Raw genomic sequence first — 16686 nt, forward strand, 5'->3', positions numbered from 1 at the left:
TCTGACCCCAAACGTCTTTGATTTTTGCTCTGTACCCAATTATGATTAGTCAAGATTTGAATATCTTTATGGAACCTACCGAATAATCATGTATACATCCTCTCCTGAATTGAACCTGCTAATTGGTACATTGGGCGCTGCGCTAATTGCGGCTATGTTTTCATTTTTTAATTTGATATCGACAAAAGAATCAAAAGTATCCGACTTTAGACAGAAGTGGATTGATGAACTTCGCAATGACATTACAAGTTATGTTCGACAAATGGAACTAGTGCAGACTCTGTCTAGAGAGGGTATTGTGTTGGCAGCGAAAGGCTCAAAATTATCTTCCGAGGAAAGAGTCGAACTTGATAGATTAAAAGAGCAATGTACTGCCCATCTAACTAAAGCAAAAACTTCACATACGCTGATTCAGTTGAGAATCAATAAAAAGGAAAAAGCGAAAAAAGCGAAAAATATCAATGAAGACTTTCTAAGAGCTTTAAAAGAGACCTACATTGAATCTAGTAAAGTCGATGTGCATAAATACAATGCAGATTTAGACAATGTTGTCTCCACAGCTGCGGAACTTCTAAAAATGGAGTGGGTACGCGTGAAAAAGGGAGAGTTTGCATATAGATGCTCGTTCCTTTTTGCAGTTGCCGCAATTATTATTGGAATCAGTGTACTGATTGGAATCGCTAAAACTGTTTATTACAAAGACCCTAGTCTGGATACACCTAAGATCTCTAGTTCATCTGAACTTATCAATGAAAAAGTTTTCCTCTATCGCGACTTTAGTGAAACCATAGAAACAAGCTTTTTAATGACATGAATATATAACCATGAATCGCCATATAAAGAGATCAATTATGCGAGGATTGAAATCCTAGATAAATAAGAACTGTATAGAAGAACCTGTAGGGTCAGACTCCATGAGTTTGATAGTTTACAAGAGGTTGGGGAGCATAGTAAAAACAGATTTAGAGAGGGTGTCCTGAATTTTGTGTAAACGGCGGTTGATTACTGACTAGGCATTCTGTCCTCGAACTGTATGGTAAACCTGTTTAGCGCAGGTTTCCAATCCCTCAGTGGCATAGACCACTTTTTGCTAGCGTTTTGTAATGCTAGGTAGAACAATTTAATCAACGACTCATCATTCGGAAACGAACCACGATTCTTGGTGACTTTACGCAGACTCATGTTCACAGACTCAATGGCGTTGGTGGTGTAAATCACGCGCCTGATTTCAGGCGGATAGTCAAAGAACGGAATGATGCGCTGCCAGTTGCTGCGCCAGGATTTGGCAATTAAGGGGTAAGCCTCACTCCACTGATGCTCAAAGTCCATCAGCGCCCTTTCAGCCTCAGCCAGTGTGGCAGCGCTGTAAATCGTCTTCAGGTCAGCTGCAACCGCTTTGCGCTTGTTCCAGCCCACATAGTTCAGGCTGTTGCGCACCATGTGGACAATGCAAAGCTGCACCGTGGCTTGCGGATAGACTGTCTCGATCGCTTCAGGGAAACCTTTTAAGCCATCCACGCAGGCAATGAAGATGTCTTGTACGCCACGGTTCTTGAGTTCAGTCACGACCGCCAGCCAGAACTTGGCGCCTTCAGTCTGCGCAATCCATAAGCCCATCACTTCCTTGTGACCGTCCATGTTGACGCCTATGGCGAGATACACCGCCTTGGCACGCACACTACCAGTATCTCTGACTTTGACATGGATGCAGTCCAGATAGACAATAGGGTAAATGCTGTCGAGAGGGCGAGATTGCCACAGCTTAACCTCATCAATCACTGCATCAGTGACATTGGAAATCAGCGTCGGTGAAATCTCTGTGCCGTACATCTCTGACAAGTGCTGTTGAATCTCACGTACTGTCATGCCTCTGGCGTATAGCGAGATAATCTTCTCATCAAAGCCCGACCAGCGGGTTTGATGCTTGGGGATCAGTTGTGGCTCGAAGCTGCCTGCGCGGTCACGGGGGATTTCAATCGGCAGCTCACCAAAGTCTCCTTTGAGGGTCTTGCTGCTTTTACCGTTGCGGGTGTTGCCAGTGGCATTCTTCACTGGCGCATGTTTATCGTGGCCAAGGTGTTCGGCCATCTCTGCTTCAAGGGCACGTTCAACCAGTGCTTTGGTTAACTGCTTGAGCAGGCCATTCTCACCAATTAAATCTTCGGGCTTTTTATAGTTCGCCAACAATCCATCAATCAGATCGTTGGGTAGGGGTTTTGATACGGTCATTTCTACTCCAAAAGTACGTGCGCAGTTTCCTGCAAAATGACCGTTTACACAAAATTATTTATACCCTCGATTTAGACCATCCCAAGAGATAAGCATCAACCCGTCAATCACACCTTTTATGAAAACTTAGCTCCCACCCAACGCCTTATACAGCCCCACCTGATTCTGCAATGCCTGCTGCTGTATCTGCACCAGTTGCGACTGCGCATCCAGCACACTGCGCTGTGCATCTAACAACTCTAAATACGTGACCAAACCTTGATCTAACTTACGTTGCACCAGTTGCAAACGGCTGCTTTCCAGTTCACGCAAGCGATTTCTGGCGGCGGTTTCTTCGCTAATCACCGTACGCGTGCTCAACACATCCATCACATCCTTAAACGCAGTTTGTATAGTTTTTTCGTAATTCACCACCTCAATACGCTGGCGGGTTTGGGCCAGGTTGAGGTTGGCTTTGTTGCGGCCGTAGTTAAAAATCGGGATCACCAGTTGTGGGCTAAATGCCCAGTAGTTGCTGCCGGTGTCTGAAAACAGTTTGGAGAAGTCTGAATTCACCAAACCGACATTGGTGGTAAGTTGCAAGCGCGGGTAAAACGCGGCTCTGGCGGCACCAATATTGGCATTGGCGGCTTTGAGTTGATGCTCTGCAGCACGGATATCGGCGCGTCTGGTCAGCAAGCTGGAAGGTAAGCCTGGTGTGACGTCGGCTAGCTTTAAGTCCTCTAAAGGCTTGATGACTAATGGTGTGCGTTGTGATGATTCACCTAGCAGTAAGTACAAGGCGTTTTGTGTGGTGGCTAACTGGCGCTGCCATTGCGCTTGCTGTGCTTGCACTTGCTCGACCTGAATCTGGGCGGCTTTCACATCTAGTATCTGATCCAGCCCGGCGTCAAAGCGGCGTTGCGTGCGCTGCAATGATTGCTGCCTGTCAGCCAGGGTTTGCTGCGTGACTTTAAGCTGCGCGTGAACAGCGAGCAGGTTGACATACTGGGTCGCAATCTCGCTCACCAGTGTGGCCTGGATGGCCTGCCGGTTTTCGGTGACGGCGAGGTATTGTTCCAGCGCGGCTTGCGTCAAACTTTTAACGCGGCCAAACACGTCCACTTCATAATCAGAAATGCCTACCCCGGCCTTGTACAACTCGGCCTCAAACGCCTGGCTAGAGCTAAACACCGTTCTGTTACGGTCGTAATTCAGGTTGCCTTGTATGGTGGGCAGACGGTCGGCCTTCTGGATGCCATAAGTCGCCTTGGCTTCGTCCATGCGTAGCACCGCGGTTTTGAGGTCACGGTTATGCTCTAAACCGACTTGTATCAATTTCTGCAAGTCTGCATCGGCAAAATAGCTTTGCCAGGTAAGTGGCGGTGCTTCGGTGACAGTCTCATTTGCTGGCTGGCCTGGGTAAGCCTCGGGCACTGGCGCGGCTGGCCGGAAATACTCAGGCACCAGCGAGCAGCTGCTCATAGCAAAGGCCAAAACAATCATGGCTGAAATACGGCTAAACTTCATGTGACACCCTTTGCTGTGTGGCTGGCTTTTTCATCCAGCGCCCCACCACAATAAAAAACAACGGTACAAAAAAGATCGCGAGCAAGGTCGCAGCGATAATGCCGCCCAGCACGCTGGTGCCGATGGCAATTTGCGCACCAGAGGCGGCACCGGTAGAAAATGCCAACGGAATCACGCCGACACCAAACGCCAGCGAGGTCATCACAATCGGCCGTAAACGCTCTTTAGCGGCTAATAAACTGGCTTGTATGAGTGGCATGCCTTGCAGCACATGCTCACGCGCAAACTCGACAATTAAAATCGCGTTTTTAGCCGACAAACCGATGGTGGCAATCAAACCTACCTTAAAGTAAATATCGTTGGGCAAACCACGCAAGGTCACGCCAAGCAAAGCCCCTAATACGCCTAATGGCACCACCAAAATCACGGCAAACGGAATCGCCCAGCTTTCATACAAGGCGGCCAGCACCAAAAACACGACCAGAATAGATAACGCGAATAACATCGTCGCCTGGCTACCAGACTGTTTTTCTTCCAGCGATTGCCCGGCCCATTCCAGTCCAATACCTTTACCCAGGCCTTGCACCAATTGCTCCATTTTTTGCATCGCCGCCCCGCTGCTATACCCAGGCCCGGCCCCGCCATTAATATTAAATGACGGAAAGCCGTTAAAGCGCGTGCGTTGTGGCGTGCCCATGGCCCAATCCAGGGTCATGATGGAGGAAAGCGGCACCAGGCTGCCATCGGCTGCTTTCAGGCGGATCTTTTTGATGTCTTCCACGGTCTGGCGCTGCTTGCCATCCGCTTGCACAATCACCCGGCGCACCTGGCTGCCATAGACAAAATCACCCAGGTAATTAGAGCCAAGCAAGGTTGCCAATGAATCATTCACTTCATCTAAAGAAATACCTAATGCATTTGCCTTGCTGCGGTTGAGCTGCATATTGACCACCGGCGTATCATACAAACCGGCAAATAATACATTGGCCAGCTCAGGGTGCTTGGTCGACTCGGCCAGCAACTGATCGCGCGCCTTCATCAAGGTTTCGACGCCCACACTGGCTCTATCTACTAACTTGAGGTCAAAGCCGCCTACACCGCCTAACTCTGGCAATGGCGGTGCGTTCATGGCAAAAATACTCAAATTAGGGCGGCCATAAAAGTGCTGATTCACACGATTCACAATCGCCTGCACCTGTTGCTCTGCTTTGGGTCGCTCAGCCCAGTCTTTGAGTGTAATAAACAGCATGCCGCTATTGGTGCTGGTGCCGTAAAAACTAAAGCCGCTGACCTCAAAAATAATATCGACTGGCTCATGCTGCTGAATATAACGGCTCATGTCGCCCAGTACGTCGGCGGTTTCTGCCAGCGTCGCCCCTTGTGGCAATGACACCATGACCATAAAGTTACCCTGGTCTTCTTCTGGCAAAAAAGCCCCAGGCAAACGCATAAATAACCAGCCAACCAGCGCCACAATCAGCGCAAACACGCCCAGCCAGCGCAATGGTTTATTGAGCAAACCGCCGGTCAGGCGTGTATAACGCTCGGTCAAGCACTGAAAGCTGCGGTTAAACCAGACAAAAAAGCGCGCTTTGGTGCCGGCCTCATGCCGCAACAGCGTCACACATAATGCGGGCGTGAGTGATAACGCCAAAAAGGCCGAGAAACTGATAGAGACAGACAGCGCCAGTGAAAACTGGCGATAGATATTACCGACCGCACCACTAAAAAAGGCCATCGGGATAAACACCGACACCAGTACCGCGGTGATGCCGATAACAGCGCCACTGATCTGCGACATGGCTTTTACAGTGGCGTCATAAGGTGATAAACCCTCGTCGACAATCAGGCGTTCGACGTTTTCCACCACCACGATGGCATCATCCACCAGAATGCCAATCGCCAGCACCACGCCAAACATAGTGAGTACGTTAATCGAATAGCCCAACCAATACATGACGGCAAACGTGCCCATCAAGGCAATTGGCACCACAATGGTTGGGATCAGCGTGGCACGCAGGTTTTGCATGAACAGATACATGACCACAAACACCAGCAATACCGCTTCTACCAGCGTTTGAATCACTTTTTTAATCGAGATAGACACAAAGGCGGATGAGTCATATGACAGTTGAAACACGACATTTGGCGGGAAATAGGGCTGCATTTGCTCCATGGCCACTTTCACGCGCTTGATCGTCTCCACCGCATTAGAGCCTGGCGCCAGTTTCACGGCCATGCCGGCCGCATTTTTGCCGTTTACTTTTGAGCTATAAGTATAGTCACTGCTACCCAACTCTACCCGAGCCACATCTTTTACCAGCAAGGCTGAGCCATCGGCCTGTGAGCGTATCGGCACATTGGCAAAATCTTCTACGGTTTTGAGCGTCGCTTCAGCCTCTAGGGAGACGCTGAGCGGTGCGCCTTCAGGCACGCCGCTGGCACCCACCTGGCCCAAGGTCAGGCGCGTATTGTAGCTACGCAAGGCATTTGAAATTTCGGTCACACTGACATTCAAGCCCGCCATTTTTTGCGGGTCTGGCCAGATGCGCATGGCGTATTCCGGGCTAAATGACTGCACCTTGCCGACACCTTGCACACGCTTGAGCGTAGGCATCACGGTCGCCGATGACAACTCACCCAGGTCAATCTCGCTATAACGGTTATCCTCTGAAGTTAATGACACAATCAGTTGAAAACTGTCTGCCGATTTCTCGACCAAAATGCCACTACGCCGCACAATTTCCGGCAAGCGCACCTCAACACTTTTTAGGCGGTTTTGCACATCTACCGCCGCTAAATCTGGGTTAGTGCCCTGCCTAAAGGTCACGCTGACTGACGCCATGCCAAAGTTGCTGGTGGCAGACACATACATCAGGCCGGGGATACCGTTCATTTCGCGCTCGATAATCGAGGTCACGGTTTCTTCAACCACCTTGGCCGACGCGCCAGGATAAGTGGCCGCGATATTCACCACTGGCGGTGCGATGTCAGGATACTGCGCAATCGGTAATTGTTTGATGGCGATTAAACCGGCCAGCACAATCAAAATAGCAATCACCCAGGCAAAAATGGGCCGATCAATAAAAAACCGACTCATGGCGCCACTTTCGATAATGCAGGTGCATTTGTTTTTAGCAGCTTGGGCGTCACTTTAATGCCAGCCGTTTGCGTGCTGGCATTGGTCACCACTACCTGTTCGCCTGCTTGCAAGCCCTGCTCAATCACCCATTGTTTATCCAGCACACGGCCAGTTTGCACCTCGCGCGACTCCAGCTCACTTTTACTATTCACCACCCAGACGCGACTAGAAAACTGGTCACGCATCAAGGCATCGCGCGGAATCAAAATCGCGTGAGGGTTGGTCGCCTGACGAATGTTTAGCCGCACATAGGCACCCGGCATCAACTCCTGTTGCGGATTCTCAAAAATCGCGCGCATCACCACTGAGTCTGTGGTTTGATTTACCGATACATCCGAAAAAGACAATTTACCGGTGTTGGCGTAGGTTGAGCCATCTGGCAAGATCAAGGCAATTTGCAACTGGCCATTACTGCCTTTTAACTGCCCGTCGCGCAGCGCCTTGCGCAAAGCAAACACTTCAGAAGAGGACTGCGAAAAATTGACATAGACCGGGTTGATTTGCTCAACCGTGGTCATGTGCGTGGCTTCGTCTTTACCCACCAGCGCACCTTCGGTCACCAGCGCACGCCGCGCCACGCCATCAATTGGCGAGGTCACATTGGCATAGCCCACATCGAGTTTGGCACGATTCAACTTGGCTTGCGCCGCGGCGACTTCTGCTTTGGCCAACTGCGCCTCCGCTTGTGCTGCCCTGTAATCACGCTGGCTCACCGACTGGTCACCAATCAGCGCCTGGTAACGTTGCAATTTGTCGTTGGCGTTGACTAGGTTAGCTTCGGTTCTGGCCAACTCGGCATCGGCTTCCAGCTTGCTGGCCTGCAACTGCTCGGGGTTAAGCGTAAACAATGGCGTGCCGGCTTTAACCGCCTGGCCTTCCTGATAAAGCCGTTTGGAGACAATGCCAGAGACCCGCGCACGCACCTCGGCAATCCGATAGGCTTCTACGCGGCCTGGCAACTCAACTTCAGCCGGAATATCGGCGGTTTGCACCGCAATCACCTCGACCTCAGGGGGGGCGCCGGCGGCCTGGGTGGCTTGCTCGGGCTTGCTGCACGCAGATAACTGCAATAACAATAGCGTGGTGATAGACACCGTGCTCACAAAAAAACGGGACATGAACATGCCTTCTGACTATATCGACGTCAATATTCTATCTGCCCTTCAATAATTAATCAATCATGACTGATTAATTATTTTTTGGTATCATATGCCATTGTTTGAGGAATGATAGACCTAGAGATCATGGCCAGAAAAACCAAAGAAGAGGCGCAAAAAACCCGCGACCAGATACTGGATGCGGCCGAACACGTGTTTTATCGCAACGGCTTTACCATCACCACCATGGCGGAAATCGCCGAGGCCGCCCAGCTTTCGCGCGGCGCGGTGTATGGCCATTACAAAGGCAAGCTGGAAGTCGCCACCGCCATGGCAGAGCGCGTGATCCAAGCCGCTTCACCGTTTCAACACCAACCAGCACTCAACGCCCTCTGCAATCTCAAAGAATACTGTTTGCAGGAAATCCGCAGCTATATCGAGCCCAGCTCGATCCAGCGCGTGCTGTTTTTTCTTTATATCGGCATTGATGATTCACCGGAGTTATTGCACCTGCGCTTTGCCTGGGAGAAAAAACGCATTGCGCAAATAGATTGCCTGCTGAAACAGGCAATTGCACAAGGCGAATTATCAGCAGACGTTGATTTTGATTTAATCAGCCTGTATTGCCAGTCGATTATTGAGGGTGTGTTCAGCATCATTTATTTTGGCAGCCTGAGTGAATCACAGCGCTGGCAACGCGCCGAGCAACTGTGTGAGTACGGCCTGCAGCGCTTGTCTATGCCCCTTTTTTAGCCAGAATTGGCGCCAGAACCGGGCGTTAATCATTGCGCTCAAGCATTGACGAATACGCCTGCCTTCCGGCAAGATAAGCGCTGGATACATTGATGACAATAAATTGTTCAACTTTTTAGTGTGATCAGGGTCAGTATGACTGACCGCGCCGTTTTTATCATCACATGGCGCTCACTCAGTCACCTGACACCACCTTATAACTATAATTTAAGAAAAAATTGCTATGGACCATAACCTATCACTCATTACCACCATTGCCGCCGCGTTTGCGCTGGCATTGGTGTTCGGCCTCATCGCCGAAAAACTCAAATTTCCAGCGCTGATCGGTTATTTATTTGCCGGCATTATCATCGGCCCAGCCACGCCTGGCTTTGTTGCCGACATTGAAATTGCCTCGCAATTATCAGAAATTGGCGTCATGTTGCTGATGTTTGGCGTAGGTTTGCACTTTTCGATTCAAGATTTAATGTCGGTCAAGCGCATCGCCCTGCCCGGCGCACTGGCGCAAATGACGCTGGCGACGTTGCTCGGTATGCTGGTTGCCCACTATTGGGGCTGGAGCATGGGGCACGGCCTGGTGTTTGGCTTGTCGCTGTCTTGCGCCAGTACCGTGGTGTTACTTAAAGCGCTCGAATCCAGACGCATTCTGGAAAGCATGAACGGCAAAATTGCCGTCGGCTGGCTGGTGGTAGAAGACATGGTGACCGTACTGGTGCTGGTATTGATGCCAGCGCTGGCAGGCGTATTGGGTGGCCAGGGCGAAGCCACAAATGCCAGTGCCATTTGGGAGACCATAGGCATTACCTTGCTTGAAATCACCGGGTTTGTGGTGGTGATGCTGGTCATCGGTAAACGCGTATTACCCTGGTTGCTGTGGTACGTGGCGGGCACCGGCTCGCGCGAGCTGTTTACCTTAACGGTGATTGCCGTCGCTATCGGCGTCGCTTTTTTTGCGTCATCCCTGTTTCATGTTTCGTTTGCACTGGGCGCTTTTTTCGCGGGCATGATTATGCGCGAATCCGAATACAGCCACCGGGCCGCCGAAGACTCACTGCCGTTTCGCGATGCATTTGCCGTGCTGTTTTTTGTCGCCGTCGGCATGCTGTTTGACCCGGCTATTTTGCTCAAGCAACCGATGCAAGTGTTATCGGTAGTGGCGATTATTATTCTGGGTAAATCGCTGGCAGCCGTCGCCATTGTGCTGGCGCTGCGCTACCCCTTAAATACGGCCTTAACCGTAGCGGCCAGTTTGGCGCAAATCGGTGAGTTTTCGTTTATTTTGGCAGGGCTTGGTGTGTCACTCAATCTGTTGTCGCAAGACGGCATGAGCCTGGTGCTGGCGGGCGCGCTGATTTCGATTGCCTTGAACCCGCTGGTGTTTGCCTCGATTAAACCATTGGCAAACTGGGTGGTGAATAAATCTGATGTGGCGCGGCGTTTGTCTTTGCGTATGGACCCTTACAGTGAATTGCCGATGTCGACTGAGCGCAAGTTTCTTGAAGGCCAGGTGGTACTGGTGGGCTTTGGCCGCGTGGGCAAGCGCATTGCGCAATCGCTCACAGATTCTGCGATCCCGTTTGTGGTAGCCGAACAAAACCGCGAACTGGTAGAGAAACTGCGCAAGCAAGGCCAACCGGCGGTATCAGGTAACGCTGCAGACCCAATGGTGCTGATACAGGCGCACATCGCCAATGCGGCCATGCTGATTATTGCGACACCGGACGCCATGGACATCCGCAAAATCGTCGACATTGCCAAACAGTTGAAACCTGACATTGAAGTGGTGATTCGTACCCACCATGAAGATGAATACCAGCGCCTGCAAAAAGACCTGGGCCAAGCCGTATTTTTTGGCGAAGAAGAGCTGGCCAAAGGCATGTCTGCCCATGTGCTACAGCGTTTTGAGCGTCACGTGCTGTAAGGGCATCAAAATGTTAATAAGGGCTGCTTCTGCAGCCCTTATTTTTTGAAGAAAAAGCGCATTTAACGTTATGATGTCATTGTATTGGCAGTCGATACGTATCGTTACATTCACGCCCAATCAAACACAGTACAATCTTGTCAGACAAGAATAACGATACTCAATATTGGCACTCTATGAATACCTCTCCCTTTTACGCTAAATCTGGTTTATGGTTGCTAGGCCTTGTCAGCCTGACACTGGTGGCCTGCTCATCAGGCAAATCAGACAACAAACCACCCAAAAAAACGCCTGAAGTCGGCGTGATTACCGTACAGCCCGCCAGCCAGCTCATTGTGGCCGACCTGCCTGGCCGCACTAACCCGTTTATGATTTCTGAAGTGCGACCACAAGTTGGCGGCATTATTCGTCAACGTGCATTTACTGAAGGCGCCTTGGTTAAAGCGGGCGCACTGCTCTATCAAATTGAGCCTGCGCCTTATCAGGCCAGCTATCAAAGTGCGGCGGCCGCGCTACAAAAAACCCAGGCCACGCTGACCACGCTCAAACTCAAAGCGGGCCGTTACCTGGAGCTGGTTAAAATCAATGCCATCAGCAAACAGGATAATGACGATGCGCAGGCTGCCCTGCAACAAGGGGAAGCCGATGTTGCTGCTGCCAAAGCAGCGCTGGCTACGGCAAAAATAAACCTTGATTTCACGCGCGTCGTGTCACCGATTACCGGCTTTGTGGCTACCTCAACCGTCACACCGGGTGCATTAGTCACCGCCAGCCAAGAGACGGCGCTGACAACTGTGCAACAACTGGACCCGATTTATGTAGATGTGATTCAATCGAGTAGCGATTTACTTAAACTCAAGCACGATATTGCCAGTGGCAAGCTTAGCAACACGGCACAAAAGGAAATTGCAGTGCGGGTAGTGCTGGAAGACGGCTCTAGTTATGCGCACGCAGGTAAACTCAAATTCAATGGCATCAGTGTTAATACGACTTCTGGCGCCGTCACCTTGCGGGCGGTGGTGCCCAACCCCGAGGGCATCTTGTTGCCAGGCATGTATGTGCACGCGCTGATTGATATGGCAGAAGACAAGGCTGCCATTTTGGTGCCGCAACGCGCCGTGAGTAGAAATACGCGTGGCGAAGCAACCGTGCTGCTGGTTGATGCCGCGCAAAAAATGGTGCAACAAACGATAGAAACCAGTGGCGCCCAAGGCGAGCAGTGGCGGGTGTCGAACGGCTTGCAGCCTGGTGACCGCGTCATTATGGATGGCATACAAGGCATCAGTGTCGGCAGTGAAGTGAAGGCCGTGCCCTTTGCCGCAAACAGCCATACCGATGCCACCGCAGCGACCGCAGCACAAGCTGCTACCGTGAACCCTGTCCGCTAACCAGAAGAGAATTTAATTATGGCGTCCTTTTTTATCCAACGCCCTATCTTTGCCTGGGTGATTGCGATTGTCATCATGCTGGCAGGCATAGGCGCCATCGAGTGGCTGCCGCTGGAACAATACCCGGATATTGCGCCACCGCGCGTGTCTATTAACGCGACTTATACTGGCGCCGCGGCAGACACCATTGAAAACTCGGTGACGCAGGTAATTGAGCAGTACATGAAGGGGATTGATAACCTGACCTATATGTCTGCCAGCAGTACGTCATCGGGCACGGCCAATATCAGCCTCACCTTTGATGCCGGCACCAACCCCGATGTGGCACAGATGCAGGTGCAAAATAAATTGCAGCAGGCCATGCCCAGGCTGCCGCAGATTGTACAAAGCCAGGGCGTGACCGTCGCCAAAACCGGCATTGACTTCCTGATGATGATTTCACTGATGTCTGACAGCCCGACGGTACGCGCCATTGATATCGGTGATTATATTTCTAGCAACCTGATTGACCAGATCAGCCGCCTGGACGGGGTGGGCGATGTACAAACCCTGAGCGCGGGTTACGCCATGCGCATTTGGCTGGACCCGGCCAAGCTGCAAAAATACAACCTGATTCCTTCTGATATTTCAGCGGCCGTGCAGGCACAGAATACCGAAGTTTCCTCTGGCCAGTTAGGCGCGCTGCCTTCAGTCAAAGGCCAAGGCTTGAATGCGCCGATTACCGCCCGCAGTAAATTGCAAACCGTAGAACAATTCAACCAGATTATCGTCAAGTCCGGCGCAGACGGTTACGTGGTGCATTTGTCAGATGTCGCCCGCGTGGAACTCGGTGCCGAGAGTTACACCCCGGTCGCCAACCTCAACGGTAAAACATCAGCAGCCTTTGGTGTCAAACTCGCCTCAGGTGCCAATGCGCTGGCCACAGCGCAAGCTGTTAAAGACAAACTGGCAGCGCTGGAACCGTATTTTCCGCCCGAGTTAAAACTCAGTATCCACATCCCTTATGACACGACACCATTTGTGCGTATTTCCATCAAAGAGGTCGTCAAGTCACTGGTAGAGGCAATCCTGCTGGTCGTGATTATCATGTATGTGTTTTTGCAAAACCTGCGCGCGACGCTGATTCCGGCGATTGCGGTGCCGGTGGTGCTACTCGGCACGTTTGGCGTACTGGCAGCGTTTGGTTTTTCGATCAATACACTGACCATGTTTGGCCTGGTGCTAGCGATTGGCCTGCTGGTGGATGATGCCATTGTGGTGGTGGAAAACGTCGAGCGTGTGATGCGCGAAGAAGGCCTGAGCCCGAAAGAAGCGACGCGCAAATCCATGGGTGAAATTACCAGTGCCCTGGTCGGCATTTCACTGGTACTGTCTGCCGTGTTTATCCCCATGGCCTTTTTTGGTGGCGCCACCGGCGTGATTTACCGCCAGTTCTCCATCACCATTGTGTCAGCCATGTTGCTGTCTGTGCTGGTTGCGCTGACATTGACCCCTGCCCTGTGTGCAACCATGCTCACGCCATCCAACCATCACCATGCGGCGACAGGTGGCCTGTTCGGCTGGTTTTTCCGCTGGTTTAACCCGACGTTCGAGGCCTTTGCCAATGGCTACCAGGCGGTGGTCGAAAAAATCCTGCGCCAGAAACTATTCACCATGGTGATATATGCAGGCATTCTTGCCTTGCTGGCTTTCCTGTTCCTGCGTTTACCCAGTTCCTTCCTGCCCACCGAAGATCAGGGCATCCTCATGGCACAGATTCAGTTACCAGTGGGTGCAACGGATAGCAGGATGCAGCGGGTGCTGCGTCAAATCGAGCACTACCTGGACGGTCAGGAAGCGGTCATTGATGAATATTTGACCATTGCTGGCCTCGGCCAGGGCGGTGGTGGCAGTCAGAACACCGGCCGCGCATTTATCCGGCTCAAGGATTGGGAGCTGCGTGGCGAAGGCGAAGATGCGGCATCACTCGCAGACAAGATGACCAAAGCCTTGTCAAAAATCCGCGATGCCAAACTGTTTGTCAACCAGCCTGCGCCTGTACGTGGCCTGGGCCAGGGCTCCGGCTTTACACTGGAACTCAAGGATGTCGGTGGCTTGGGGCACCAGGGACTGATGGACGCCAGAAATACATTTGTACAACTGGCCGCTGACAACCCGAAACTAAACCGCGTGCGCCCGAGCGGGCTGGATGATACGCCTATGTTCAGGCTCAATATAGATGACCAGAAAACTGGCATTTACAACCTGACCACGGCCAATATCAACTCCACGCTGTCTATCGCCATGGGTGGCACCTATGTGAATGACTTTATCAATAAGGGCCGCGTGAAAAAGGTCTATTTGCAAGGCGATGCACCGTACCGCATGCAACCTGAAGATATTGATCGCTGGTATGTGCGCAACAGCACCAACGACATGGTGCCTTTCTCTGCATTTTCTAATACGCGCTGGGTCTCTGGCTCACCGCTGTTAGAACGCTATAACGGTATTTCTTCCGTCGAAATCGTTGGTGAAGCGGCCAAAGGCATCAGTACCGGCGAAGCCATGCGCATTGCTGAAAGCATTATCAAGCAATTACCGGCTGGCATAGGCTATGAGTGGAGTGCGCAATCCTACCAGGAGCGACTCTCAGGCTCACAAGCCCCATTATTGTATGCCGTCTCAGTGGTATTTGTGTTCCTGTGCCTGGCGGCGCTATACGAAAGCTGGGCGGTGCCCTTCTCGGTGATTATGGTAGTACCGTTGGGGATTCTGGGCGCGGTCATGGCCACCAGCTTGCGCGGCATGACCGCCGACGTTTACTTCCAGGTCGGCTTGCTGACGACCATAGGCCTGTCAGCCAAAAACGCCATCCTGATTGTCGAATTCGCCAAGCATTTGCAAGAGCGTGGCCAACCGTTGCTGACAGCCACGCTGGAAGCCGTGAAACTGCGCTTGCGGCCTATTCTCATGACTTCGCTCGCCTTTATTTTTGGCGTGCTGCCGCTGGCATTTAGTCACGGTGCAGGCGCAGTTAGCCGCCAGGCGATTGGGACTGGCGTACTCGGCGGCATGCTGACGGCCACCTTTTTGGGCGTGTTTTTTGTGCCGCTGTTTTATGTGCTGATACGCTCGCTGTTCCCTTATCAACCAGCAGTGCCCCCTATTGCACACACGGCTCATGACTAAACAGATGATGATATTCAACCCGAAAACCCTGGCTGGGCTGATGGCACTAACGCTGGGCCTGAGTGGCTGCATAGACCTGGCACCATTTTATACACGCCCTGCGGCGCCTGTCCCGGCCACGCTGGGCAATGCAGCAAATGACCAGAAAGCATTTACTGACCTGCCATGGCAATCGTTTATCAGTGATGAAAACTTGCGTCAGGTCATCGCGCTGGCACTCAAAAACAATCGTGACCTGCAAGTGGCCGCGCTGACCATAGAACGATCGCGCGCCCTGTATCAGGTACAACGCGCCGATCTGTTCCCAACCGTGGCCGCAACGGTGGCTGAAACGGCCTCAAAAGGTATGGCGAGTGCCAGCAACAATACAGCGGGCAACACCTCAGGGGCGGCAACCGGCACATCGGGCAGTAGCAACAGTAGTGGCAATATCTCGCATATTTACCGTGCGACTGTCGGTTTTAGCGCTTATGAACTGGATTTGTTTAGCCGCATACGCAACCTTAACCAGCAGGCATTGCAAACGTTTTACGCTAATGAAGAGAATCACCACAGTACGCAAATCAGCCTGATTGCCGAAGTCTCTACCGCCTGGCTCACACTGGCCGCCGATAAAAAACGACTCGCGATTGCCCAGCAAACGCTGCAAAGCCAGCAAGCCACTTACAACATCAACCAGAAAATGTTTGACCTCGGTGTGGCCAACGCGCTGACCTTGAAGCAACTGCAAACCAGTGTCGATAGCGCACGCGTCGCCGTGGCCACTTATACCATGCAAGTCAAGCAAGATATCAATGCGCTCAACCTGCTGGCAGGCAGCATGGTGCCCGAGCAGTGGCTGCCAGAAGCCAGCCTGAGCAGTGTCGTACTTGCAACGCCTTTGCCTGGCGGCGTGAGTTCAGAGACTTTGCAACAACGGCCAGATGTGCGCGCAGCAGAACACTTGCTGGAAGGCGCCAATGCCAATATCGGCGCCTTGCGCGCGGCCTTCTTCCCCACCATCAGCCTGACCACCACAGTCGGCTCAGCCAGCACCGAATTGTCCGGCCTGTTTGCTAAGAACTCCGGCATCTGGACCTTTGTGCCGCAAATCAGCCTGCCTATCTTCAATGCTGGCCGTAACCGTGCCAATTTAACCTCGGCAGAAAAAAACCGTGATATTTTGCTCGCACAATACGAAAAAACCGTGCAAACTGCGTTCCGCGAAGTGGCTGACGTCTTAGTGCTGCGTGAAGGTTTGCAATCCCAACTAGATGCCCAGCAGTCTCTCACCAATGCCGCCAATGCCGCGTTCCAGCTGGCTGACGTCCGCTTTAAAAATGGTGTCGACAGCTACCTGGTCGTGCTGGATGCTCAACGCACACACTATACTGCCGAGCAATCGCTGGTCACGTTGCAACTAAGCGAGGCCACCAGCCAGCTGACTTTGTACAAAGTCATGGGTGGTGGTTGGCATTAAGTGAATGCGCGTATGCAAAT

At 51.9% G+C, this 16686-nt stretch carries 10 protein-coding genes; 6 read left to right on the forward strand and 4 right to left on the reverse strand.

Annotation, left to right across the window (positions count from 1 at the left end; all coding sequences use genetic code 11):
- Positions 1 to 88 precede the first annotated feature (88 nt).
- Positions 89 to 814 (forward strand): hypothetical protein, encoded by a 726-nt coding sequence (locus tag METH5_RS0101380; RefSeq protein ID WP_029146812.1) that lies wholly within the window; start codon positions 89 to 91, stop codon positions 812 to 814.
- A gap of 188 nt (positions 815 to 1002) precedes the next feature.
- On the opposite strand, the gene METH5_RS0101385 is transcribed toward METH5_RS0101380, so the two are convergent.
- The 4 genes from METH5_RS0101385 to METH5_RS14680 form a co-directional block, all read right to left on the reverse strand.
- On the reverse strand, positions 1003 to 2229 hold the full coding sequence (locus METH5_RS0101385) for an IS256 family transposase (protein ID WP_029146813.1): 1227 nt from the start codon (positions 2227 to 2229) through the stop codon (positions 1003 to 1005).
- A 126-nt stretch (positions 2230 to 2355) separates the two neighbouring features.
- Positions 2356 to 3738 carry an efflux transporter outer membrane subunit gene (locus METH5_RS0101390; RefSeq protein ID WP_029146814.1) on the reverse strand — a complete coding sequence of 461 codons (1383 nt, stop codon included), beginning with the start codon at positions 3736 to 3738 and terminating at the stop codon, positions 2356 to 2358.
- On the reverse strand, positions 3728 to 6838 hold the full coding sequence (locus tag METH5_RS0101395) for a multidrug efflux RND transporter permease subunit (RefSeq protein ID WP_029146815.1): 3111 nt from the start codon (positions 6836 to 6838) through the stop codon (positions 3728 to 3730). The genes METH5_RS0101390 and METH5_RS0101395 overlap by 11 nt, the downstream gene beginning before the upstream one ends.
- On the reverse strand, positions 6835 to 7998 hold the full coding sequence (locus METH5_RS14680) for an efflux RND transporter periplasmic adaptor subunit (protein WP_051412806.1): 1164 nt from the start codon (positions 7996 to 7998) through the stop codon (positions 6835 to 6837). The genes METH5_RS0101395 and METH5_RS14680 overlap by 4 nt, the downstream gene beginning before the upstream one ends.
- Positions 7999 to 8124: 126 nt before the next feature.
- Here METH5_RS14680 and METH5_RS0101405 point away from each other — a divergent pair, with 126 nt between their 5' ends.
- The 5 genes from METH5_RS0101405 (at position 8125) to METH5_RS0101425 (ending at position 16666) form a co-directional block, all read left to right on the forward strand.
- Positions 8125 to 8730 carry a TetR family transcriptional regulator gene (locus METH5_RS0101405; protein WP_029146816.1) on the forward strand — a complete coding sequence of 202 codons (606 nt, stop codon included), beginning with the start codon at positions 8125 to 8127 and terminating at the stop codon, positions 8728 to 8730.
- 223 nt (positions 8731 to 8953) lie between these two features.
- Entirely contained in the window at positions 8954 to 10651 is a 1698-nt protein-coding gene (gene ybaL / locus METH5_RS0101410; RefSeq protein ID WP_029146817.1) for a YbaL family putative K(+) efflux transporter, read from the forward strand.
- Between the two features lie 176 nt (positions 10652 to 10827).
- Entirely contained in the window at positions 10828 to 12039 is a 1212-nt protein-coding gene (locus tag METH5_RS0101415; protein ID WP_029146818.1) for an efflux RND transporter periplasmic adaptor subunit, read from the forward strand.
- An 18-nt stretch (positions 12040 to 12057) separates the two neighbouring features.
- A complete protein-coding gene (locus METH5_RS0101420; RefSeq protein WP_029146819.1) occupies positions 12058 to 15207 on the forward strand; it encodes an efflux RND transporter permease subunit in 3150 nt (1049 codons plus the stop codon).
- Positions 15200 to 16666 carry an efflux transporter outer membrane subunit gene (locus METH5_RS0101425; RefSeq protein WP_232410894.1) on the forward strand — a complete coding sequence of 489 codons (1467 nt, stop codon included), beginning with the start codon at positions 15200 to 15202 and terminating at the stop codon, positions 16664 to 16666. The genes METH5_RS0101420 and METH5_RS0101425 overlap by 8 nt, the downstream gene beginning before the upstream one ends.
- Positions 16667 to 16686: the final 20 nt, after the last annotated feature.

The organism is Methylophilus sp. 5 (assembly GCF_000515275.1).
Taxonomy (GTDB): Bacteria; Pseudomonadota; Gammaproteobacteria; order Burkholderiales; family Methylophilaceae; genus Methylophilus.

Excerpts from the sequence above, each read along its gene's own strand:
- METH5_RS0101380 (WP_029146812.1), top strand. The coding sequence starts at position 89 with ATGTATACATCCTCTCCTGAATTGAACCTGCTAATTGGTACATTGGGC.
- METH5_RS0101385 (WP_029146813.1), bottom strand. The coding sequence starts at position 2,229 with ATGACCGTATCAAAACCCCTACCCAACGATCTGATTGATGGATTGTTG.
- METH5_RS0101390 (WP_029146814.1), bottom strand. The coding sequence starts at position 3,738 with ATGAAGTTTAGCCGTATTTCAGCCATGATTGTTTTGGCCTTTGCTATG.
- METH5_RS0101395 (WP_029146815.1), bottom strand. The coding sequence starts at position 6,838 with ATGAGTCGGTTTTTTATTGATCGGCCCATTTTTGCCTGGGTGATTGCT.
- METH5_RS14680 (WP_051412806.1), bottom strand. The coding sequence starts at position 7,998 with ATGTCCCGTTTTTTTGTGAGCACGGTGTCTATCACCACGCTATTGTTA.
- METH5_RS0101405 (WP_029146816.1), top strand. The coding sequence starts at position 8,125 with ATGGCCAGAAAAACCAAAGAAGAGGCGCAAAAAACCCGCGACCAGATA.
- ybaL (WP_029146817.1), top strand. The coding sequence starts at position 8,954 with ATGGACCATAACCTATCACTCATTACCACCATTGCCGCCGCGTTTGCG.
- METH5_RS0101415 (WP_029146818.1), top strand. The coding sequence starts at position 10,828 with ATGAATACCTCTCCCTTTTACGCTAAATCTGGTTTATGGTTGCTAGGC.
- METH5_RS0101420 (WP_029146819.1), top strand. The coding sequence starts at position 12,058 with ATGGCGTCCTTTTTTATCCAACGCCCTATCTTTGCCTGGGTGATTGCG.
- METH5_RS0101425 (WP_232410894.1), top strand. The coding sequence starts at position 15,200 with ATGACTAAACAGATGATGATATTCAACCCGAAAACCCTGGCTGGGCTG.